This window comes from Vibrio sp. 2130-1 (assembly GCF_033339515.1).
The window spans coordinates 1-2287 of the sequence record NZ_JAWOUT010000050.1 but is presented as its reverse complement, the minus strand read 5'-3'; the positions used below and the strand labels follow the sequence as shown (position 1 = coordinate 2287).

General features: G+C 43.7%; 2 tRNA genes and 1 pseudogene. All 3 read right to left on the bottom strand.

What is annotated here, in order from left to right:
* Position 1 precedes the first annotated feature (1 nt).
* Positions 2 to 77 (bottom strand) — tRNA-Phe (locus R7Q09_RS24115).
* A 233-nt stretch (positions 78 to 310) separates the two neighbouring features.
* Positions 311 to 1935, bottom strand: a pseudogene (locus tag R7Q09_RS24110) (methyl-accepting chemotaxis protein).
* Positions 1936 to 2210: 275 nt separating this feature from the next.
* Positions 2211 to 2286, bottom strand: a tRNA-Asn gene (locus R7Q09_RS24105).
* Position 2287: the final 1 nt, after the last annotated feature.

Below are 2287 nucleotides of genomic sequence, written 5' to 3'. Positions count from 1 at the left end.
GTGGTGCCCGGAGGCGGAATCGAACCACCGACACGAGGATTTTCAATCCTCTGCTCTACCGACTGAGCTATCCGGGCGACGAGGTGTATTAAAAGGCTTTTCGGCTTTCAGGTCAACAATAAAATTAAAATAAAATATCGTTTGATGAATTTGTGCTCGGAGTGGGCTGTTTTTATGCGTTTTTAGCAGCAATGCGCCATGCTTTAAGCGATGTTTTAACATTGATAGTGTATTCACTTGCAAAATAAAGGCGATAAAAACAAAAAAGCACGTCTGAAAACGTGCTTTTTATTGAACAATTGACTTTAAACTAGTGCTTTACTGAGAACTTGTTTACCCAACCTTCTAGCTCATTCGCTAGTGAAGCTAAACTTTGAGTACTTGATTGACTCTCGGTTACGACAGAGTTGAGTTGGCCTCCGCTTTCATCGATAAGGTTTATGCGTAGCGCAATATCATCGCTAACCTGCGTCTGCTCAGCGGCAGCAGTAGCGATCTGCTGGCTCATTGTGGTGATAGATTCTAACGCCGTTACAATTTGCTGTAGAGCTTCAGAGGATTCTTAGACTCTGTAACAGTGCTTTCACTGGTTTCTGCACATATTTCCATTGTGTGAATGGCATTGCGAGAGCCTTCTTGCAGATTGGAGATCATATACTGAATCTCTTTTGTACTGTCTTGTGTGCGTCCTGCTAGGTTGCGTACCTCATCAGCAACGACTGCGAAGCCTCGACCTTGTTCTCCAGCACGTGCTGCTTCAATGGCTGCATTGAGTGCCAACAGGTTTGTTTGCTCTGCAATATCACCAATCACATCGAGCACTTTTACAATATTATTTACATCCTGATCTAGATCGGCGACCGCTTTACTCGCAGTATTTAATTGAGAAGCTAAACCTTGAATGTTTTCAACCGTGTTATGAATGAGTTTCTGAGTATGTTGGCTTTGTTTGTCAGCCTCGTCCGTATTGTTTGCGGTGTCGCTTGCTGAATTGGCAACATGGTTGGCTGAAGATGCCATTTCAGTCATCGCAGTGGCAATCATCGCCGTTGATTGCTGCTGAGATACGGTAAGATCGGCAATCGTATTTGATCGAGCTTCTACGGCAGACAACTCTGCGCGCAGTGCATGCATAGACTTCTCTAGGTTTGTCACCATAGTAGCTAGTGATTGACTCATATCTTGCACGGCACGATAGATACTTCCTCTCGGTGCCACAGTATCAAAACTGGTCTGAATGTCTCCTTGAGCGACAGCTTGAACTGCTTTACGCACGTCGTTAGGCTCTCCACCAAGTAGATTAAGCATTTTGCGAATCGAAATGATCAGGCCACTTAGAATGCTTCCCGCGATAATCAGACATAGCACAAGCTGCCATTGTGCTGTCGACCAAAAGCGTGCGTTAACTTCATTAAAGCCAATACCTGTACCGACAACCCAGCCCCAGTGTGGTGTTTTTTCTGCTATCGAGTGTTTTTCTTCAATGCTGGCATCTGCTTGTTTTTGGCTCCAGGTATATTCAACGATCTGACCTGTTTTGTGCCCCAATACATCTAGAATGAGTTGGCCTACGCTATTACCACTGCCATCTTTAAAGTCATGGAAGCTGGTTCCGTGCAGTTGAGGGTCTAGTGGTGCGGCGATGAACATCATATTTTCATCTGCGACATAAACGTATTCGTTGTCTTTGTAGATATTGTTACGAAGTAGGCGAGTGGCTAATGCTTTCGCTTCGTCTTCCGGCATTTTGCCTTCGATAGCCATCTTTTCTACTTCGGTAAGTATGCTGTACGCACTTTTAAATAGCTCAGTAACTCGAGCTTTGTTATCAAGGTTACTTGCGACGCGAAGAGTCCATAAGCCCGTTGCGGTCAGAGCTAGGAGAGCTAGCAATATGATCGCAGATAATAAATAGGCTTGAGTTTTTAGTTTCATATTTAGCTCACAAATAAAGTGTTATCACTATGCAAGGCATAGCTAAAAGAAGAAATGTAAGAACTCGGGCATCTTAGTGAAGATGAATGTGCTCGGATACTAATGCGTATTGAAATTACGATGAGGATTAAATTTTTAGCGTGAAATAAGTATTTTTGAAGAAAGGATTTAATGTTTGCTGATGTTTAGAAATGAAGTGCAGATAAATGGGAAAGCGAGAAATGACGTATAAAGCAGATACAAAAAAGCCACATCAAGTGATGCGGCTTTAAAAGTGGCTCCTCCTGCTGGGCTCGAACCAGCGACCTGCGGATTAACAGTCCGTCGCTCTACCAACTGAGCTAAGGAGGAA